The sequence below is a fragment of the Burkholderia sp. AU16741 genome, assembly GCF_002223345.1.
In the GTDB taxonomy this organism is placed as follows: domain Bacteria; phylum Pseudomonadota; class Gammaproteobacteria; order Burkholderiales; family Burkholderiaceae; genus Burkholderia; species Burkholderia sola.
The window spans coordinates 310,544-327,057 of record NZ_NKEZ01000007.1 but is presented as its reverse complement, the minus strand read 5'-3'; the positions used below and the strand labels follow the sequence as shown (position 1 = coordinate 327,057).

Here is a 16,514-nt window from a genome sequence, read left to right as displayed (position 1 = left end):
CGAAGCGTGCGTCATGCGCGTACGACGGGCGTGCTGCGCTGCGTCAGCGCGGCTTGCGCAGCCGCGCCGCCTTCGCTTCGAAATCCTGCGACAGCATGCCGAGCGTGACTTCGCCGAAGCGCGCGAGCAGCGCTGCTTCGGCGTCCTTCAGCGCCGCCGACAGATGCGCGTTGACCGCCTGTTCGACCAGGCATTCGGGCGCGTCCTCGGACACCAGGTCGGAAAACAGCGGCGGCTCGCCCACCGCGCGATAGACGTCGAGCAGCGTGATGGCGTCGAGCGCGACGCTCAGCGCCCAGCCGCCGCCGTGCCCCTTCTCCGACTGCACGTAGCCGCCATCGCGCAAGCCGCCGAGCAGGCGCCGCACGACGACCGGATTCGTGCCCAGCATCGTCGCGATCATCTCCGACGTCAGCGGGCCGTCGGCCTGGTCCATGTGGATCAGCGCATGCAGCATGCGCGACAAACGGCTGTCGGTTCTCACGGGTGGGACTCCCCTTTCTCGAAACTTCTGAAGTTGCATGAATGATATCACCGCCCTATCATGCAACCTCTCGTGTTTCATGAGTTGGCCGCCAGCGAAGCATGTCTGTCCATCACGCAGGTTCAGAAAGGAGTGGATGTATGGATACCCATCATGAAGTGATCGTGATCGGCGGCAGCTTTGCCGGGCTGTCGGCCGCGATGCAGCTGGCACGCGCACGCCGCCGCGTGCTCGTGATCGACGCCGGCCGGCCGCGCAACCGCTTTGCCGAACACGCGCACGGCTTCTTCGGGCAGGACGGCAAGCCGCCCGCGCGGATCGTCGCCGAAGCGAGCGCGCAGCTTGCCGCGTATCCGACCGTGCAGCGCGTCGAAGGCGAGGCGCGCACGGCCGAGCGCGACACGGACGGGCGCTTTCACGTGACACTCGCCGACGGCAGCCGCGCGAGCGCCGACCGGCTGATTCTCGCGACCGGCATCCGCGACGAACTGCCCGCGCTGCCGGGGCTCGCCGAACGCTGGGGCGTCAGCGTGCTGCACTGCCCGTACTGCCATGGGTATGAAGTGAGCGGCCAGCGGCTCGGCGTGCTCGCCACGCATCCGCTGTCGGTCCATCAGGCGATCCTGATTCCGGATTGGGGCCCGACGACGTGGTTCACGCAGGGCGTGGTCGAAGCGAACGAAGAGGAAGCCGCGTTGCTGGCCGCGCGCGGCGTGCGCATCGAGCGCGCGCCGGTCGTCGAGATCCTCGGCGACGCGCCGCGTATCGACGCGCTGCGGCTCGCCGACGGGCAGGTCGTGCCGATCGATGCGTTGTTCGTCGGCGCGCGCACCGCCATGGCGAGCGACCTCGCGCAGCAGCTCGGCTGCGCGTTCGACGAGGGACCGCTCGGCACCGCGATTCGCGTCGATACGTGGAAGCAGACGAGCGTCGCCGGCGTGTATGCGGCCGGCGATGCGTCGAGCCTGATGACCAACGCGACGTTCGCATCGGCCTCGGGCGTGGCGGCCGGCGTGGGCGCACATCGGTCGCTGATTTTCGGATTGGATGCGTAGGCGGGCGTACAGCGGGCGTCACGGTCGATCGGGAAATTCGATGTATCGGGCGAAAGCGGCGGCCGCGTTCCGGCCATCCTCATCGCAGCCGCTCCACGCCACGTCGATAGCTTCCCCGCGCGATCTGCGGTTTAATGCTCGACACCCTCCGCATTAAGAGCCATGAAATGCTCGACCTCGACGACCTTCGACTCGTCCGCGCGATCGGCACGTCGCGCTCCCTGGCCGCGGCGGCCCGGCTGCTCGACCTCACGCCGCCCGCGGTCACGATCCGCCTGCAGCGGATGGAGGCGCGCCTGAACGCGAGGCTCGCCGTGCGGCAGCCGAAAGGGATTTCGCTGACCGACGAAGGGCAGCGGCTGTACCAGGAGGCCGTCGGCATTCTCGAGCGCATGGAGGCGCTGCCGGTCAGCATCGCGGGCGACCACGGCGACGTGCAGGGCACGCTGCGCGTCGTCGCCCCGCTCGGCTTCGGCCGCAAGTACGTCGCGCGGATCGTGCGCGACGTGCAGCGCGCGCATCCGAAGCTCGAAATCTCGCTCCACCTGTCGGAAAGCCCGTTGACCAGCGCATCGGGCGCCGACGTGGTCGTCCATGTCGGCAGCCTCAAGTCGTCTTCGTGGATCGGCTATCCGCTCGCGCCCAACGAGCGCTTCCTGTGCGCGAGCCCCGGGTACGCGCGCCGCCTCAAGGACCTGAATCATCCGTCCGACCTGACCCGCTACGACTGCCTGTGCCTGCGGGAGAACGACGAGGACATCCCGCGCTGGCGCTTCTCGCCCGCGAGCGGCGTCGAGGGCGAATCGCGGCGGGCGACCGTCATCCGCGTGACCGGCGCGCTGTCGTCCAACGACGGCACCGTCATCACCGAATGGGCGCTGGCCGGGCTCGGCATCGTCGAACGCTCCGAGTGGGACGTCGCGCCGCTGCTCGCGAACGGCAAGCTCGTGCGGCTGCTGCCCGGCTGGCGCCTGCCGCCCGCGCCGGTAACGGCGCTGCTGCCGTCGCGTACCGGCCGCTCCGCGCGGCAGCGGATTTTTCTCGACGCCGCGCGGCAGTTTCTCGATCCGCCGCCGTGGCGCGGCAAGGCGTGAGCCTTAAATTGAATTTAATGGCAGATTAGCCCCGCATTAAACACGACGCGAGCCAACCGCCCTACAGTGTCCGCATCGGCAACCCCGCAATCGGACGCATCGTGGACCTTCGCACCCTCAACACCCCGGCCGCATTGATCGATGTCGGCCGCATGCAGCGCAACATCGCGCGCATGCAGACGCATCTGGACGCGCTCGGCGTGCGGTTCCGGCCGCACGTCAAGACCACCAAATGCCGGCAGGTCGTCGACGCGCAGATCGCGGCCGGCGCGCAGGGCATCACGGTATCGACGCTCAAGGAAGCCGAGCAGTTCTTCGCGGACGGCATCCGCGACATCGTCTACGCGGTCGGCATGGTGCCCGCCAAGCTCGGTCAGGCGCTCGCGCTGCGGCGGCAAGGCTGCGACCTGAAGATCGTCGCCGACAGCCTGCCGGCCGCCCACGCGATCGCCGCCTTCGGGCGCGAGCACGGCGAACGTTTCGACGTGTGGATCGAAGTCGACGTCGACGGCCACCGCTCGGGCATCCCGCCCGAGGCCGACCTGCTGATCGACGTCGGCCGCGCGCTGACCGACGGCGGCATGCTGCTCGGCGGCGTGCTGGCTCACGCGGGTTCCAGCTACGAATACGACACGCACGAGGCGCTGGTCGCGATCGCCGAGCAGGAGCGCAGCCGCACCGTGCGGGCCGCGGAACGCCTGCGGGCAGCCGGCCTGCCGTGCCCGGTCGTGAGCATCGGGTCGACGCCCACCGCGCTGGCGGCGCAACGACTCGACGGCGTGACCGAAGTGCGCGCCGGCGTGTACGTGATGTTCGACCTCGTGATGCACAACATCGGCGTGTGCGCGCCGTCCGACATCGCGCTGTCGGTGCTGACCACCGTCATCGGCCATCAGGAAGAGAAAGGCTGGGCGATCGTCGACGCGGGCTGGATGGCGATGAGCCGCGACCGCGGCACGCAGCGCCAGGCACACGATTTCGGCTACGGGCAGGTCTGCACCGAAGACGGCGACGTGCTCGGCGGCTACCTGCTGAGCGGCGCCAACCAGGAACACGGGATCGTGTCGCGAACCGGTACGCCGGATACGGGCATCGCGCAACGGTTTCCGATCGGCACGCGGCTGCGCATCCTGCCGAATCATGCGTGCGCGACCGGCGCGCAACATCCCGAATATCAGGCCGTCGGCGATGACGGCGCCGCGCAAACGTGGCCGCGCTTCTACGGGTGGTAAGCGCTAGCCGCCTTCCTTCCCGCGTCCGCCACACACATTGACTATTTGTCCATATTTGGACAAAATTTAAACATCCTCGATTCGCCCCGTACCGCAAAGGCACCCCGACCATGCCGACCGACGCCCGCCTTCTTCTCCTCGACCGCGATGCCGTCGAGCCCGCCCTGCAGGCCGAGCAAGTGATGGCGGCCGTGCGCGAAGCCTTCGTGCTGCACAGTCAAAGGGCCGGACGCGTATTCCCGGTCGTGCGCGAGAAGCTCCATACCGGCGGCGTGTTCGGCATCAAGTCGGGCGACGTCGCCGGCCAGGACCTGCTCGGCTTCAAGGCCGCCGGGTTTTGGCCCGGCAACCGCGCGCGCGGCGGCGAGCCGCATCAGGCCACCGTCGCGTTGTTCGATCCGGCGACGGGCAGGCCGCTCTGCATCATGGACGGCAACGCGATCACCACCGCGCGAACCGGCGCCGCGGGCGGCCTCGGGCTGCAACAGCTCGCGCGTCGCGACAGCACGCGGCTCTGCGTGTTCGGCACCGGCGTGCAGGCGCGCGTGCAGCTCGACTACGCGCTCGCGCTGCTGCCGCAGCGATGCACGGTGCAATACGTGACCGTCAGCGGCGAGCCGGACCCGGCGTTCGAAGCGCACTTCGTCGCTCGATGCGCGATCGGCGTGGCGCACGACCGAAACGATGCGGTCGCCCATAGCGACGTGGTGATCACCGCCACGCCCGGCGGCGGCGCGTTGTTCGACGCGGATGCGGTTCAGCCGGGCACCCACCTGACCTGCGTGGGCGCCGATACCGCGGGCAAGCGCGAACTTCCGGCCGGCGTGCTGGAGCGCGCGCGCATCGTCGTCGACGATCACGATCAGGCGCGCAGCATCGGCGAGTGCCAGTGGGCGCCGGATTTGCCGCGCACGGAAATCGGTGACATCCTCGCGGGTGCGGCATCGGTCGACCGTGCCGCGCACGAGATCACCGTCTTCGACATGACGGGGCTCGCGCTGCAGGACCTGACCGTCGCGCGCTTGCTGTATCGACACGCGCTCGACAACGGCACCGGAACCTCCGTTCCGTGGCCCTGGTAAAACGACTTCCCGCTTTCAACCGCCATGCGTGTCGCCCAAGTTTCCGCCGTCTCGTTCGACCTCGACGACACCCTGTGGCCGTTCGGGCCATCCGTCGTACGGGCCGAGGCGACGCTTCGCGCATGGTTGATCGAGCACGCGCCGAATACCGAGCGCGTGCTGCCCACGCAACGGGCACTCGCTGCGCTGCGTGAGGAATACGAACGGTTGTGCCCGGATCTCGCCAGCGACTTTCGCGCGATGCGAATCGGGTCGATCCGGCTGGCGCTGGAACGCGCGAACGAAGATGTCTCGCTGACCGAGCGCGCCTACGACGTCTTCTACGCGGCGCGTAACCGCGTCGAATTCTACGAAGACGCGCTGCCGGCGCTGGCGTGGTTGAGCGCACGCTTTCCGTTGATCGCGGTCACCAACGGCAACGCCGATCTTCGGCTCACTGGCGGCGGCGAATTCTTCCGCACGACGCTCAGCGCGCGGGCATTCGGCTTCGCCAAGCCCGAACCCGAGATCTTCCATGCGGCGGCGGACGCACTCGGCGTGCGGCCGGCCGAACTGCTGCACGTCGGCGACGACTTCCACCTCGATATCGTCGGCGCGGTGAATGCGGGGCTTCAGGCCGCGTGGGTCGTGCGCGAGCCTTCGGCGGAAGAAGAGCCGGCGCCGCCGCATGCGGTAACGCCGCATCTCAGGTTGCGCGATCTGGCGATGCTGTGTCGTGCGCTGGGCGGGCCCGATACGGTTTCGTGATCGTAGGCGGGGCGCGGCGCGTTACGCCGCGCCGCGCATGGCCCCGCTCCCCGTTTCACTTTCACGCCGCCTTCCTCGCCTCCGCGATCCGCTGCGGCGCCTTCGGCCGCGCATACAGCCGTTCGAGATACGCGCGCAGCTGCGGGAACGGTTCGATCAGGTGGCATTCGCTCGCCCAGTCGATCAGGTAGGCCGTCACGCAATCGGCCACCGTCAGCGTATCGCCGACGATGAACTCGCGCCCTTCCAGATGCTTGTCGAGAATCGCGGCCATCGTCGTGAAATCCTCGCGCGCCAGTTCGATATCGGCCGGCGAGCGCTTCTCCGGCGGATAGAGGAACGTGTGCCGCGTGATTCGCCACAGCGGCTGCTCGAGCTCCGTCACCGCGAACATGACCCACCGATAGGCCTCCGCCCGCAACGCCGGATCGACGGGCAGCAGCGCCTTCTCCGGGTACTTGTCCGCGAGATACAGCACGATCGCGGCCGATTCGGGAATCACGAGGTCGCCGTCCACCAGCACGGGCACCTTGCCGGCCGGATTGAGGCGCAGGAATTCGCTCCGCTTGTGCTCGCCCTCGAGCAGGTTAACCGACACGAATTCGAAATCCGCATCCAGTTCCTTCAGCCCCCACAGCGCGCGCTGCGAGCGCGTGCCGGCAAATCCGTAAAGCTTCATCGCCAGTCTCCATCCAGAATGTCGGGAAAATGTCTGCATGCCGGGCCACTGCGCATCGAACGAAGCGACGCGCGTCGCAGGGCATCACGTGCCGCTCACGCGCCGGGAATCGCGAGCACCGGCATCACGTCGACCGACTCGCCCGGGAACAGCGTGAAATGCGGATGCCCGTCGAACAGCGCGGCGGCCGCGTCGTGCGACGCCGCCCGCACGACGGTAAAGCCGGTCAACGCATTGGTCGTGTCGCGGATGCCGCCTGCATCGATGGCCTTGGTCTTGCCGAGCGGCCCGCCCAGCTCGACGATCGCGTCGCGATGCCGGTCGACCCACGCATGCCATGCGGCGATGCCGTCGCGCTCACGCGTGCGCCGCTCGTCCTCCGGCAGCGCGAGCCATGCCTTCATCGCCGGGCTATCCTGGCTCCCGAGAAATACGGCGAGATACAACTGTTGTTGCGCACTCATGCCTTCTCCTCCGATGACGGACGCGGCAGGTTGCCGCGCCTCGACGTTGACAAGATAGGTTGATATCAACACAATTGCAACATGGCACGAAAAGAAAAGCTTCCCTTCGAGACGACGCTGATGGTGCGCGATTGCTGCCTGTGCCTGCACATGCAGCGCGCGGCCCGCAATCTCGCGCGCATCTTCGACGAGGTGCTGCGCCCGCTCGACCTCACCAACGGCCAGTTTTCGCTGCTGATGTCGTTGAACCGGCCGCAACCGGCGCCGATGAAATCGGTCGCGTCGCTGCTCGCGATGGACCGCACCACGCTCACGGCCGCACTCAAGCCGCTCGAGCGGCGTGGCCTCGTCACGATCGTCCAGGATCCCGACGACGGACGCAGCCGCCTGCTCTCGCTGACGCCGGACGGGCACGACCTGCTGGCCGAAGCGTTCCCGCTGTGGCAGCAGGCGCACGCCGAGATCGAGCGACCGTTCGCGCCGGGCGAAGTCGACCAGTTGCGCGGCCAGTTGCGCACGCTGTCGATCGAACCGGGCTCACGCGACTGAAGCGCCGCGCGGATCGCGCCGCGGCGGTCGCACGCACTTCCTGTCACGCGCTGTCAGCAGACATTGCGCAAGCCGGTCGCGCCGCCCGATTCGGTGGCAATATCGCTCGGCACGACAACCGGTCCGGTATCCCCCCATCAGGAGACGAGCATGGGCAACAACGAGAAAGGCGCGATTTTCCGGTCGCTTCACCGCGCGGGCCAACCGCTGGCGCTGTTCAACGTCTGGGATGCCGGCAGTGCGCGTACGGCTGCCGACGCGGGCGCCGTCGCACTGGCCACCGGCAGTTGGTCGGTCGCGGCGGCCAACGGCTTCGCCGACGGCGAGCAGATGCCGCGCACCTTCATGATGGACGTGCTGGAGCGGATCGTGCGCGCGACGGACTTGCCCGTCACCGTCGATCTCGAAAGCGGCTACGGCGAGCGGCCGGAGGACGTCGCCGAAACGATCGCGCTCAGCATCCAGGCCGGCGCGATCGGCTGCAATCTCGAAGACAGTTTTCCGGCCACGGGCGCACTGCGCGACGTCGACGAAGCGGCGGCCCGCCTCGCGGCAGCCCGGCAGGCGGCCGATCGCGCGGGCGCCGACTACTTCATCAACGCGCGCACCGACGTGTTCTTCACGGCCGCAGCCGATACGCACGACGAACGCTTGCTCGACGCGACGCTGGCGCGGGCCCGCGCGTATGCGGCGGCCGGCGCCGACGGCCTGTTCGTGCCGGGCCTGCGCGCACCGGCGCTGATTCGCGCACTGACGGCCGCGTCGCCGCTGCCGGTGAACGTGATGCGCGTGTCGGACACACCGACGATCGCGGAACTCGCCGATTACGGCGTGGCACGCATCAGCCACGGGCCGTATCCGTATCTGCAGGCGATGAAAGCGCTGGCGGCGCTGGTCAAGCAAGGCGGGTAACGGATTCGCGGCGGCGTGCGCGCCCTGCCGCACATCACACGACGGCATTCCGTGTAATCGGCGCCGGCTCCTGCGCGTCGGTGCTCGCGCGCTGCCGCGGCGCGTGCAGCGCGCACAGGTCTGCTGCATCAGCAACGACGGCGCGCGGCCCCTGCTCGACGCGCACGCCACGGCGCGCCGGCCTATGCTCAGGATGCCTTGATGAAATCGATGAACGCGCGTAGCGCCGGCGGCACGAGACGCCGCCCCGGGTAATACAGAAAAGGCCCCGAGAACGGCCGCCACCATGGTTCGAGCACGGGTTCGAGCACGCCGCTGTCGAAATGCGGACGCACCCAGTCCTCGAACAGATGCAGGATGCCCGTCCCGGCGATCGCCGCATCGACCATCAGCTCCGTCGCCCCGCCGATCTGGACCAGCAGCGGCCCGGCCGGCGGCTCGACCCGCACGACCTCGCCGTCGCGCTCGAACTCCCACGGCGGCATCGCGCCGCTTGCGAAACGCCCGCGCAGGCACCGATGGCCGAACAGGTCGCGCGGATGTTGCGGCCGGCCATGCCGGTCGAGATAGCCGGGTGCCGCCGCGGTCGCGAACCGCTGGATGCGCGGGCCGATCGGCACCGCGATCATGTCCTGTTCGAGCCGTTCGTCGTAGCGGATGCCCGCGTCGCATCCGGCCGCCAGCACGTCGACGAAACTTTCGTCGGCCGTCACCTCCAGCCGGATGTCCGGATACACATCGAGAAAGCGCGGCACGATCGCCGGCAACACGAGCCGCGATGCGCTGACCGGCACGTTGAGCTTCAGCGTGCCGGCCGGTCGGCCGCGGAATTCATCGATACCGTCGAGCGCCGCCGCCACTTCGGTCAGGGCGGGCCCGAGACGCGCGAGCAGGCGCTCGCCGGCTTCGGTGGGCACGACGCTGCGCGTCGTGCGGTGCAGCAGCCGTACGCCGAGCCGCGCTTCCAGCCGGCGCACGGCCTCGCTCAACCCTGACGCACTGAGGCCCGTCATGCGAGCGGCGTCGCGGAAGCCGCTCGCGCGTGCGACGGCCATGAACGCGTTCAGATCGCCCAGATCGGTTTGCATTGTTCGCCTTTTCGTACAACCCGTGCGAATTATGCCTACTTATCGTGCAGCCGACGCGTCCTTATGCTGAACGCATTCATCTCTTCCACAGGAGCACGGTCATGCCCGACATTCGCCACACCGCCACCTTCAAGCTGGGCGATCGCCACGTCAAACGGATCGGCTACGGCGCGATGCAGCTTGCGGGCCCCGGTGTATTCGGCCCGCCGAAAGATCGCGAGGCCGCATTGACCGTATTGCGCGAAGCCGTCGAATCCGGCGTCGATCATCTCGACACCAGCGACTTCTACGGCCCGCACGTCGCGAACCAGTTGATTCGCGACGCGTTGCATCCGTATCGCGACGATCTCGTGATCGTCACCAAGATCGGCGCGCGACGCGGCGACGACGCATCGTGGCTGCCCGCCTTCGCGCCCGACGAACTCGAACGGGCCGTGCACGACAACCTGCGCAACCTGGGGCTCGACGTGCTCGACGTCGTCAACCTGCGCATCATGTTCGACACGCACGGGCCGGCCGAAGGATCGATCGAAGCGCCGCTGACCACGCTCGCCGAGCTGCAGCGGCGCGGGCTCGTCCGGCACATCGGCCTGAGCAACGTCACGTCGGCGCAGGTCGCGCAAGGCCGGCGGATCTGCGACATCGTCTGCGTGCAGAACCACTACAACATCGCGCATCGCGGCGACGATGCGCTGATCGACGCGCTGACCCGCGACGGCATCGCGTACGTGCCGTACTTTCCGCTCGGCGGCTTCTCGCCGCTGCAGTCGTCGACGCTGTCCGGCGTCGCGGCCCGGATCGGCGCGACGCCGATGCAGGTCGCGCTTGCGTGGCTGCTGCGTCGCGCGCCGAATCTCCTGCTGATTCCGGGCACGTCGTCGGTCGCGCATCTGCGCGAGAATCTCGCGGCGGCCGATCTCGATCTGCCGGCCGACGCGCTCGCGGAACTCGACCGCATCGCCAGCGGCGCCTGACGCAAGGACGGTCGCCCGGCAGCCCGTGCAGCGCGCGGGCCGCCGGGCCGGTCAGGACGCGACCACGCCGACCCGCTTCGGCACGCCGGTCACGATCGTCGCGACCGCCACCGCCAGCACGATCGCCGCGCCGACGAACACGCCCGCCGCGCCGTTCGCGTCGAACACGACGCCGCCGGCGGCCGCGCCCGTCGCGATCGCAAGCTGGATCGCCGCGACGATCAACCCGCCCGCGCTCTCGGCCTCGTCGGGCACGGTGCGCGTGACCCACGTCGACCACGCGACCGGCACGCCGCCGAACGCCATCCCCCACAACGCGACCAGCACCGCGTCGATCATCGGCGCGCGGCCGAGCACGACCAGCGCGATGCCGAGCACGACCATCAACGCCGGCATGCCGATCAGCATCGGCCGCAGCCGGTGTTCGAGCACGCGGCCCGCGAGCGACGTGCCGACGAAGTTCGCGATGCCGTAGCCGAGCAGGATCGCGGACAGCCCGTTCACGCCGACGCCCGCCACCTGTTCGAGGAACGGCCGCAGATACGTGAAGAACGCGAAATGCCCGGTGAACACGAGGATCGTCGCGAACATCCCGAGGCCGACGGTCGGCCGGCGCAGCACGTCGATCAGCGTGCGCAGCCGCGTGGTGCCGCTCGGCGGCATCGACGGCAGCGTGAGGATCTGCGACACGAACGCGATGCCGCCGAGCACGGCCGCGATCAGGAACACGTTGCGCCAGCCGATCAGGTGACCGAAGTAGCTACCCATCGGCGCGGATGCGACCGTCGCGACCGCCACGCCGCTGAAGATGATCGACAGCGCGCGCGGCACCATCGCCGTCGGTACGAGCCGCATCGCGGTGGCGGTCGCCATCGTCCAGAAGCCGCCGAGCGCGATGCCGAGCACGACGCGGCCGAACAGCAGCACGCCCAAGTTCGGCGCGAACGCGACGGCGAGGTTCGATACGACGAGCAGCACCGAGAACACGAGCAGCACGCGCCGCCGGTCGATCGTGCGCGTGAGCGCCGAGATCAGCAGGCTCGTGACGAGCGCGACCGTGGCCGTGGCCGTGACGGCCTGTCCGGCCACGCCTTCGGTCACGCCGAGGCTGTCGGCCATCGGCGTGAGCAGGCTCGCCGGCAGGAATTCGGCCGTGACGAGCCCGAACACGCCGAGCGTCATCGCGAATACCGCGCCCCAGGCCGGTTCGCGGGGGGCCGCCGTCGAGGCGGCCGAGGAGATTCCGGGATTCATGCGGGGTTCCGTGTCGGTTAGGGAAAGTACTGACGAGGGCGTATCGTAAGGAACAGCGGCAGGACGGTCTATGACATACAATCCGTTCTTGTTGATCGAACGTCCGTATCTCGCTATGCCCGATCCCCTTCTGCCCCCGATTCCCGACGCGCACGACCTCGTCAGCGAGTTGCTGCTGGGGATGCGCCTGAGCGGCGTCCAGTACCGCCGCATCCAGGTCGCGCGGCCGTTCGGGCTGAATTTCGGCCATGCGCCGGGCCGCGCGCAGTTCCATTTCGTCGTGCGCGGGCCGGTGCTGCTGCGCGATGCGTCGGGCGAGACGATGCGGCTCGAGGCCGGCGACGCGATCCTGTTGCCGCACGGCGGCATGCACGCGCTGGTGTCCGATCCGGACGTGCCGTGCCGCGAGATCAACGGCTTCGAGATCGCGAAGATCTGCGATACGGTCGCGTCGGTGGCGTCGGCCGGCGTGTCGCCCGCGACCTGCGCGACGACGGAGCCGGGCGCCGGCGATGCGCTGATCTTCAGCGCGTGCATGGAACTCGACCTCGGCAGCATGCAGCCGCTGGTCGGCACGATGCCCGCGTTCATGCACGTGGGCACGCTGCTTGCCCGCTATCCGGAAATCCGCCCGATGCTCGACGCGATGGAGCGCGAAGCGTGCACGGCGCGCGCGGGCTTCGCGGGCATCCTCGCGCGGCTCGCGGACGTGGTCGCCGCGTTCATCGTGCGCGGCTGGGTCGAGTGCGGATGCGGCGACGCGACCGGCTGGGTGCAGGCGCTGCGCGAGCCGAAGCTCGGCCGCGCGATCGTCGCGCTGCATCGCGACCCGGGCCGCAACTGGAGCGTCGCGGAGCTCGCGACCGAAGCGGGCGTGTCGCGCTCTGTGTTCGCCGAGCGCTTCCTCGCGGCGACCGGGATGACGCCCGTGCGCTACCTGACCGAGCTGCGGATGCGGCTCGCCGCGCAGTGGATCGCGCGCGAGGGCGAGACGATCGAAGCGGTCGCGTACCGGCTCGGCTACGGTTCGCTCGCCGCGTTCAGCCGCGCGTTCAAGCGCGTGGTCGGCAAGCCGCCGGGCGCCGTGCGCGCGGACGGCGACGTGCCCGCCGGAGCGTAACGCCCGACGCGCGCCGCCGCGCCGCCCTGCATCACTTCAACGCGTCGAGCCTGTCGACGAGCGCCGTCGCGCACTGCACGGCGAGCGCCGCGCACTGCTCCACATCGACTGCCGCACCGGCCGCGACCGTGCCTTGCACGATCCTGCCCAGCAATTCCTTCGAGAGTTCGGCGATCTCGTGATCCCGTTCCGTCATGATGTCCTCCTGCGCGTCGGCAATGGCGCTCACTCGCCGGTTCGGAGCGAATACCGTGCCCGCGCCGCTCAACGCTGTTTCGCCCGCACGACGATCTGCGCCTGCGTGTCGCGCTCGATGCGCTCGAGCGACGCGCGCAGCGCCGCGAACTCGTCCGGCGTGCACACCTGACGGCCGAAATCCGCGTTCATCCGCCGCGTGACCTGCACGACGCGTGCGGCCGCATCGAACACGTAATGGGACGTGAAATCGACGAAGCGGTCGTGCACGGCCGCATCGGTCGGCAGATCGGTCAGGACCACGCCCGCCGGCAGCGCGATCTGGCCTGTCTCGTCGAACGTGCCGCCGATGCAGCCCCACGGCTGCGTGCGGACGGGCTCGGCCAGCCACGTCTCGACCTGCGTCGCGATACCGCCGGTCAGGCTCGACAGCGCCGGCAACGCGGTCGTGCCGTCCGGCCACACGACATGATCGAGCGTGCCGGTCACGGTCACGTCGAACGGCCCGTCGGTCACGCGCCGGTCGCTGGTCGACAGTTGCGCGCGGCCGCGCAGGCCGCTTTGCCGCAGGCGCTCGTTCGCCAGTTGCGCAATGCGGTCGCGCGGCGCGCGGCGAAACAGGCTGCGTTCGAGTTCGGCGGTCCAGCCGTCGTCCCGCACATACGCCTGAACACGCGCGGCGCCCGGCTGCGCGGCATCGATCGCGATCCGCGCGGTGCGGGCGCGCGGCTGCGTGGCCGGCGTGCGCGACAGCATGCCCGTATCGACGAGCAGCGCCGGGCGATCCATCACGATCGGCGGCAGGTAGCCGAACGCGATGCCGGCCGTCGTCGTATCCGCGTAGAGCGCGAGATCGGGCAGCCACGTGATCGCATGATTGATCGCGCCGCCGCCGTAGCCGGGCACCGACGGCAGCGTGTACACCGCGCCGAGATTGATCAGCACCGGCTCGCTCCGAATGCCGACCGCCGCGAGCAATGCGCCGAACAGCGCGACGTGATCCTTGCAGTCGCCGTAGCGGTTGCGCAGGATGTCGGTCACGCGATGCGGCGCGGCGGCCGTTTCGCCGAGAAACAGCCCGACGTAGCGCACGTTTGCCTGCACCCAGTCGTACAGGATGCGCGCCTTGTCGCGCGGATCGGCGGCATTCGCCGTGAGCGCGCGCGCCAGTTGCACGACCGCCGGATCGTTCGCGCTCGGGTCGACGGCGGCGTTGCGGTAGCGCGCGGCGAACGCCGCGTAGTCGGGCAGCGTCGACACGACGAGCCGGTCGCCGTAGGTCGGGTAGCCGACCGCGCCGCGCTCGATGCGATCGTATGCGCCATGCCGGTAGTCGAATTCGTAGCGCGTGCGGCCGTTCGCCGTGACGGGCGGCAGCGCGACGTAGCCGCGCGCATCCGCATACAGCGGCATGTCGGCCGGCAGGTCGAAGATCAGCCGCTGGCTGTCGACCGGCTCGCGCGACGGCTCAACGGTGTAGCCGAAGTAGCCGCGATTGACCGGCTTCGTGCGGGTCTTGCGGAACGCGACGCGGGTGCTCGACCCGGCCTCGACGCCGGGGAACACGACGGTGCGCAGCAGCCCGTCCTGGAACGTCGGCGCGCCGGCCGAGCGCGGCTCCTGCACGTCGCGGATGGCGTCCGCGCCGACCGGATGCGCGACGCCGTCGCGGTCGATCGTCTCGGCCGCGAGCAGCTCGACCTTCTCGAGATTCTTGTCGAACCACACGTAGCGCTGCGCGACCGCGTCGATGCCGTTCGCGTCGTTCGCGCGCAGCGTCGAATCGTCGTGCTCGTCGAGCGAACCGTCGTGCTGGATCACGAATTCGTGGACGTCGCTGACGAGCGTGACGGGCGCGGCATCCGCCGCGTCGGGCATGTCATGCAAAGGGTCCGCGTCGCCCGTGTCGGCCACGGCCGTACCCGCGCCGAACGCCACGGCGCACGCGAACAGGCAGGCGGTCCATCGGGAAGGAAAACGCACCACGTCGAAGTTCTCCGCGCGTTCGTTGCCGGACGTCGGCGCCGCGCGCCGTGCGGAAGTCGTCCCGCGTGACGCGTGCATGACGGCCGCCCGCGCCACCCGCACGCGGGCCGTCGTGCGAGCCAGTGTGGGCGACGTGCCGGCGAGCGTCAAGCCGCGCGATCAGGGAGGAGACATCGTGCCGATCGACGGCGCTTTCGACATCGGTTGACCGCGTGACTGCGCTCGCGTGGCTGGGTGTGAGCGGGTTCGGCACCTTGCCGACGACGCGGCATCTCGATGCGGCAGCATCCGGAACCGATCGACACCGCGCGGCCATGCGCGCCGCGCGATCCCTCACGCTCCCGGCGAGACGAGCCGCCCCTACGCCGGTCGCCCGAACCCGCAACGACTGATCGGCGTCAGGACGCCGTTTTCGGCGCGTCAGCGACCGGCGACGCCGGCCGCGTCGTCGCCGCCGCGCCCCGCGCCCGCCCCCTCCGACCCGCCGACCTCGGCACCTCGTTCCGCCGTCCGTCGCCCCCCGTCGCTTCGCCCGAACGCGATCCGCGCCGGCGTCCCGGTCGTGCGTTTTTCCCCGCAATTCGACATTTGTGCGCGGGCAACAATGGCGATGCCTCGCGCCAGGCGCCATGCAGGCGACCCGATTCCCGCATGGCGCCTGGCGCGGCGCGCGTCAAAAACCACAACTCACGAGGACATACCATGCAACTCCAATCTCATCCGGCATGCCGCCCGTTTTACGAAGCCGGCGAACTCTCGCAACTGACCGCCTTCTACGAAGAAGGCCGTAATGTCATGTGGATGATGCTGCGATCGGAGCCGCGGCCGTGTTTCAACCAACAACTCGTCACCGACATCATCCATCTCGCGCGCGTCGCACGCGACTCGGGCCTCACGTTCGACTTCTGGGTGACGGGCTCGCTCGTCCCCGAGCTGTTCAACGTCGGCGGCGACCTGAGCTTCTTCGTCGACGCGATCCGCAGCGGCCGGCGCGATCAACTGATGGCCTACGCGCGCTCGTGCATCGACGGCGTGTACGAGATCTACACGGGCTTCGGCACCGGCGCGATCTCGATCGCGATGGTCGAGGGCAGCGCGCTCGGCGGCGGCTTCGAGGCCGCGCTCGCGCATCACTACGTGCTCGCGCAGAAGGGCGTGAAACTCGGGTTCCCCGAGATCGCGTTCAACCTGTTCCCGGGCATGGGCGGCTATTCGCTCGTCGCGCGCAAGGCGAACCGCGGCCTCGCGGAATCGCTGATCGCGACCGGCGAAACGCATGCGGCCGAGTGGTACGAAGATCAGGGGCTGATCGACGAGACGTTCGACGCCGGTGATGCGTATCTGACGACGCGCACCTTCATCGACGTGGCGAAGCCGAAGCTGAACGGCATCCGCGCGATGCTGCGCGCCCGCGAACGCGTGTTCCAGCTGTCGCGCTCGGAGCTGATGGACATCACGGAAGCGTGGGTGCATGCGGCGTTCACGATCGAGCCGAAGGACCTCGCGTACATGGAACGCCTGGTGATGCTGCAGAACCGGCGCGTGTCGAAGCTGCGCACGGTGTAATGCGGCGGGCGCCGCCGATGGCCGGCGGCGCCT

18 protein-coding genes are annotated in these 16,514 nt (G+C 69.3%); 11 read left to right on the top strand and 7 right to left on the bottom strand.

Annotated features, from left to right (window positions below):
• Positions 1-43 precede the first annotated feature (43 nt).
• A complete protein-coding gene (locus tag CFB89_RS18345; protein WP_089469085.1) occupies positions 44-484 on the bottom strand; it encodes an Rrf2 family transcriptional regulator in 441 nt (146 codons plus the stop codon).
• Positions 485-624: 140 nt separating this feature from the next.
• Here CFB89_RS18345 and CFB89_RS18340 point away from each other — a divergent pair, with 140 nt between their 5' ends.
• The 5 genes from CFB89_RS18340 (at position 625) to CFB89_RS18320 (ending at position 5,694) form a co-directional block, all read left to right on the top strand.
• Entirely contained in the window at positions 625-1,539 is a 915-nt protein-coding gene (locus CFB89_RS18340) for an NAD(P)/FAD-dependent oxidoreductase (protein ID WP_089469084.1), read from the top strand.
• Positions 1,540-1,673: 134 nt separating this feature from the next.
• A complete protein-coding gene (locus tag CFB89_RS18335; protein WP_089469083.1) occupies positions 1,674-2,633 on the top strand; it encodes a LysR substrate-binding domain-containing protein in 960 nt (319 codons plus the stop codon).
• A 101-nt stretch (positions 2,634-2,734) separates the two neighbouring features.
• Positions 2,735-3,865 (top strand): DSD1 family PLP-dependent enzyme, encoded by a 1,131-nt coding sequence (locus CFB89_RS18330; protein WP_089469082.1) that lies wholly within the window; start codon positions 2,735-2,737, stop codon positions 3,863-3,865.
• Between the two features lie 110 nt (positions 3,866-3,975).
• The gene (locus CFB89_RS18325; protein ID WP_089469081.1) at positions 3,976-4,947 is read left to right on the top strand and encodes an ornithine cyclodeaminase family protein; all 972 of its coding nucleotides are present in this window, start codon (positions 3,976-3,978) and stop codon (positions 4,945-4,947) included.
• Between the two features lie 24 nt (positions 4,948-4,971).
• Positions 4,972-5,694, top strand: a complete 723-nt coding sequence (locus tag CFB89_RS18320; RefSeq protein ID WP_089469080.1) for an HAD family hydrolase — start codon at positions 4,972-4,974, stop codon at positions 5,692-5,694.
• 61 nt (positions 5,695-5,755) lie between these two features.
• Here the strand turns inward: CFB89_RS18320 and CFB89_RS18315 are convergent, their stop codons facing one another.
• Positions 5,756-6,373 (bottom strand): glutathione S-transferase family protein, encoded by a 618-nt coding sequence (locus tag CFB89_RS18315; RefSeq protein WP_089469079.1) that lies wholly within the window; start codon positions 6,371-6,373, stop codon positions 5,756-5,758.
• A gap of 95 nt (positions 6,374-6,468) precedes the next feature.
• Positions 6,469-6,837: a YciI family protein gene (locus CFB89_RS18310; protein WP_089469078.1), complete on the bottom strand. Its 369-nt coding sequence runs from the start codon at positions 6,835-6,837 to the stop codon at positions 6,469-6,471.
• Positions 6,838-6,918: 81 nt separating this feature from the next.
• Between CFB89_RS18310 and CFB89_RS18305 the strand changes: the two genes are divergently transcribed.
• Entirely contained in the window at positions 6,919-7,386 is a 468-nt protein-coding gene (locus tag CFB89_RS18305; RefSeq protein WP_089469077.1) for a MarR family winged helix-turn-helix transcriptional regulator, read from the top strand.
• Positions 7,387-7,536: 150 nt separating this feature from the next.
• Complete coding sequence (locus CFB89_RS18300; protein ID WP_089469076.1) at positions 7,537-8,298, top strand: isocitrate lyase/phosphoenolpyruvate mutase family protein; 762 nt, start codon at positions 7,537-7,539, stop codon at positions 8,296-8,298.
• Between the two features lie 188 nt (positions 8,299-8,486).
• On the opposite strand, the gene CFB89_RS18295 is transcribed toward CFB89_RS18300, so the two are convergent.
• Positions 8,487-9,386 carry a LysR family transcriptional regulator gene (locus tag CFB89_RS18295; protein WP_089469075.1) on the bottom strand — a complete coding sequence of 300 codons (900 nt, stop codon included), beginning with the start codon at positions 9,384-9,386 and terminating at the stop codon, positions 8,487-8,489.
• Between the two features lie 101 nt (positions 9,387-9,487).
• Here CFB89_RS18295 and CFB89_RS18290 point away from each other — a divergent pair, with 101 nt between their 5' ends.
• Positions 9,488-10,360, top strand: coding sequence for an aldo/keto reductase family oxidoreductase (locus CFB89_RS18290; RefSeq protein ID WP_089469074.1), 873 nt, complete (start codon positions 9,488-9,490; stop codon positions 10,358-10,360).
• A gap of 51 nt (positions 10,361-10,411) precedes the next feature.
• On the opposite strand, the gene CFB89_RS18285 is transcribed toward CFB89_RS18290, so the two are convergent.
• Positions 10,412-11,614 carry an MFS transporter gene (locus CFB89_RS18285; RefSeq protein WP_089469073.1) on the bottom strand — a complete coding sequence of 401 codons (1,203 nt, stop codon included), beginning with the start codon at positions 11,612-11,614 and terminating at the stop codon, positions 10,412-10,414.
• 70 nt (positions 11,615-11,684) lie between these two features.
• On the opposite strand from CFB89_RS18285, the gene CFB89_RS18280 reads away from it, so the two are divergent.
• Positions 11,685-12,734, top strand: coding sequence for an AraC family transcriptional regulator (locus CFB89_RS18280; protein ID WP_089469072.1), 1,050 nt, complete (start codon positions 11,685-11,687; stop codon positions 12,732-12,734).
• A gap of 31 nt (positions 12,735-12,765) precedes the next feature.
• Here the strand turns inward: CFB89_RS18280 and CFB89_RS18275 are convergent, their stop codons facing one another.
• Both CFB89_RS18275 and CFB89_RS18270 read right to left on the bottom strand, forming a co-directional pair.
• Positions 12,766-12,963: a hypothetical protein gene (locus tag CFB89_RS18275; protein ID WP_089469071.1), complete on the bottom strand. Its 198-nt coding sequence runs from the start codon at positions 12,961-12,963 to the stop codon at positions 12,766-12,768.
• Positions 12,964-12,998: 35 nt separating this feature from the next.
• Entirely contained in the window at positions 12,999-14,915 is a 1,917-nt protein-coding gene (locus CFB89_RS18270; RefSeq protein WP_089469430.1) for a DUF3857 and transglutaminase domain-containing protein, read from the bottom strand.
• Between CFB89_RS18270 and CFB89_RS35380 the strand changes: the two genes are divergently transcribed.
• Positions 14,833-15,123, top strand: coding sequence for a hypothetical protein (locus CFB89_RS35380; protein ID WP_256979724.1), 291 nt, complete (start codon positions 14,833-14,835; stop codon positions 15,121-15,123). The two genes, CFB89_RS18270 and CFB89_RS35380, sit on opposite strands and share 83 nt — an antisense overlap.
• 494 nt (positions 15,124-15,617) lie before the next feature.
• Positions 15,618-16,481, top strand: a complete 864-nt coding sequence (locus CFB89_RS18265; protein ID WP_089469070.1) for a crotonase/enoyl-CoA hydratase family protein — start codon at positions 15,618-15,620, stop codon at positions 16,479-16,481.
• The last annotated feature ends 33 nt before the right edge of the window (positions 16,482-16,514 follow it).